This is a genomic window from Psittacicella gerlachiana, assembly GCF_003585965.1.
Taxonomy (GTDB): domain Bacteria; phylum Pseudomonadota; class Gammaproteobacteria; order Enterobacterales; family Psittacicellaceae; genus Psittacicella; species Psittacicella gerlachiana.
Window position 1 is genome coordinate 1 of sequence record NZ_NRJF01000158.1, and the last position, 3,333, is coordinate 3,333.

General features: G+C 34.9%; 2 protein-coding genes. Both read left to right on the top strand.

Annotated features, from left to right (window positions below; genetic code table 11):
* The first annotated feature begins 131 nt into the window (after positions 1-131).
* Positions 132-1,775, top strand: a complete 1,644-nt coding sequence (locus tag CKF59_RS05455) for a peptide ABC transporter substrate-binding protein (RefSeq protein ID WP_119534952.1) — start codon at positions 132-134, stop codon at positions 1,773-1,775.
* A 189-nt stretch (positions 1,776-1,964) separates the two neighbouring features.
* A partial coding sequence (locus tag CKF59_RS05460; RefSeq protein WP_147397131.1) for a peptide ABC transporter substrate-binding protein occupies positions 1,965-3,333 on the top strand: 1,369 nt, incomplete at its 3' end.

Genomic DNA, 3,333 nt, shown 5'->3' on the forward strand with positions numbered 1-3,333 from the left:
GGTTTATTTCTTTATTTAGAGTTAAAACCCCTATCTTCATAAGTGCGAAAAGTACTTTTATCTTTACTTCTCAAAAATCATCTCTATATTTTGTTAAAATTATATACATTTAATTACTTTTAGGAGAACTCATGCAATCTCTATGGAAAAAATCTCTAGCTGTAAGCCTTTTAGCTACAGCGATGACAGCTACAGGTTTAACTAGCCTCAATACTTGGGCAGCTGAAGTTCCAGCAGGTGTTACTTTAGCAACCAAGCAAACCTTACAACTCCAAATTGGTGATAATCCAAAAACTTTAGATCCTAATTTAACCAGTGAAAACGTAGGGACAACTATTGTAGATAATCTTTTTGAAGGTTTAACTACTTATGATGCTGAGGGAAAAATAGTTCCTGCTGGTGCTGTATCTTGGACACATACCCCAGATAATAAAGTATGGACGTTTAAATTACGTCAAGATGCTAAATGGTCAGACGGTACGCCAGTAACTGCACAAGATTACGTAGCTTCATGGCGTCGTCTTGTAGATCCTAATACCGCTTCAGAATACTCTTTCTACCTTGCCGACTTAGGCGTAGTTAATGCAGCTAAAATTACTGATGGTAAAGAAAAAGTAGAAAACCTTGGTGTTCAAGCTTTAGATGACTATACTTTACAAGTAACCTTAGAAACTCCAGTACCATGGTTTATTGAAGCAACCCCATTAGCAAATCTTGCACCAGTTCCAAGTAAACTTCTCGCTGAGGGTAAATGGCCAAACTTTAGCAACCTAGTTTCAAATGGTCCATATGTTTTAACTTATGCAATGCCAAATGAAAAATATGTGGTAACAAAAAATCCTCAATACTATAATGCAAGCAAAACTATCATTACCGAAGCTACTTTTAATGTTGTTCGTAGTTCTAATGATGCCTATAAACGTTTTCAAGCTGGAGACTTAGATGCTTTCTTAGTGGAAAATCCACAACTAAAACGTAAACTTAAAGAAGAAAGTCATGACCAATATAAAGTAGTCATTTCTCCAGGTGCAAACGTAAACTTCTATACTTTTAATTTAAGTAAACCTCCATTTAACAACCTAGATGTACGTAAAGCTTTATTACTTGCTGTAGATACTAAAGAAATGGCACAAAAGGTTTTCCTTGATAATGTAATTCCTACTTCTTTATGGGTGTCTCCAGCTATTCCTGGTGCTAACTCTTTAAAACAATCAGCTTACTTTGATGAACCTATTACTCAAAGAGTTAAACAAGCACAAGAACTTTTAGCTCAGGCGGGATACAGTGCAAGCAATCCACTAAAATTTACCATTAACTATAATTCTTCTGATACTAATAAAATGGTAGCTATTATGCTTCAAGCTCAATTTAAAAAAACTTTTGGTAACACTGTAGACATTAGTATCAATAACCGTGAATGGTCAACTTTCTTAAGTGAACGCCTAACTGGAGCTTATACTTTTTACCGCATGGGATGGAATGCAGACTACTATGAACCATCAACTTTCTATAGTATTTGGACTTCGACTAACCCAACTAACACAGGAGGCTATAAATCTGTAGCTTATGATAAACTTTTCCAAGATCTTTATACTACAGATAACGCAAACCAACGTCTAGAGTTATATCAAAAAATGAATGACTTACTTAATGAAGATGTAGTTGGTATTCCTTTATTTAGTCCATTAATCATGTCGCTTACCGTTAACAACCTCCATGGTTATGTAAATGATGATACTGTACGTCGTTTATACAATATGTATCTAACTAAATAATTAGTTACTTTATAGAGACTCTGCGGAGTCTCATTTTTTGTCGTAAATTATTTGCATATATAACTTTTTTTTTGCTAATATAAAACAAGGACTAATTATTAAAAGTTCATCGATTACTTTGGTTTTATACATTTAAAGTAGGTATAGGTAAAATACAAAGCAAATCCTACTTTAAGGGAGTTTTTATTTATGATTAAATGGTTTGGTAAAGGTTTGAGCTTAACTCTCGTAATGGCAAGCTTGCTAGGAACGGGATTAATCTCTACAACCTCTATGGCTGCCAATATCCCTCAAGGAACTAAATTAGCAGCCAAACAAGTATTAAATATCGAATTAGGTGATAACCCAGCTTCATTAGATCCAAATTTAGTTAAAGAAACGATTGGAGCACAAATCTCTTCGAATCTTTTTGAACCTTTAACTACTTATGATGAATATGGGAAATTAATTGGTGGAGCTGCTGCTTCTTGGTCTCACTCTGCTGATTATAAAGTTTGGACTTTTAAATTACGTCCTGAAGCAGTTTGGTCGGATGGAACTCCAGTAACTGCACAAGACTTCGTTACTTCATGGCAACGTTTAGTTGATCCTAATACCGCTTCAGAATACTCTTACTATCTAGGAGATTTAGGAGTATTAAATGCTAAACTTATTAGCGAAGGTAAAGAAGATAAAAGTAAACTAGGGATTAAAGCTGTAGATGCACATACATTAGAAGTTACTTTAGAAACTCCAGTACCTTGGTTCCTTGAAGCGACTTCATTAATTGTTTTAGCTCCAGTACCAACGCAGTTAGTAAATGAAGGTAAATGGCCTGACTTTAAAAACTATGTTGTAAATGGTCCATACCTCTTACAACAAGCAGTACCTAACGAAAGATATACTCTCGTTAAAAACCCTAAATACTGGAATGCAGAAAAAGCGGTAATTACCGAAGCTAACTTCTATGTAATTCGTAATGCTAATGACGCTTATAAACGTTTACAAGCAGGGGATTTAAATGCCTTTAAACTAAGTACTCCAGCTTTACGTCAAGCATTACAAGGTGATCATAACTTTAAGATTTTAGAAGCTCCAGGTTCATACACTGTATGGTTCACATTAAATAATGCAACTGCTCCGTTTAATGATTTAAAAGTACGTCAAGCGGTACTTTACGCAATCAATACTCAAGATCTACAAACTAAAGTATTCCGTAATTCAGTACATGCAACTTCAGTATATGCTTCAGCAGCTTTACCAGGGGTAGCGGAAAACATTAAAGAAGCAGCATACTTTACTCAGCCTTATCCGCAAAGAGTGGAAAAAGCTAAAGAACTTTTAGCTCAAGCTGGTTATTCAGAACAAAATCCATTAAAATTTAGCATTTCTTATAACACTAATGAAATGTATAAAATGGCTTCAATTGCCGTACAAGCACAATTAAAACAAGTATTTGGTAGCAGTGTACAAACTACTTTATCAAATACTGAATGGGCTACTTTCCTGTCAAATCGTCAAGCAGGACTCTACCAATTCTATCGTGCGGGTTGGGGTGCTGACTACTATGAACCATCAA

Excerpts from the sequence above, each read along its gene's own strand:
- CKF59_RS05455 (WP_119534952.1), top strand. The coding sequence starts at position 132 with ATGCAATCTCTATGGAAAAAATCTCTAGCTGTAAGCCTTTTAGCTACA.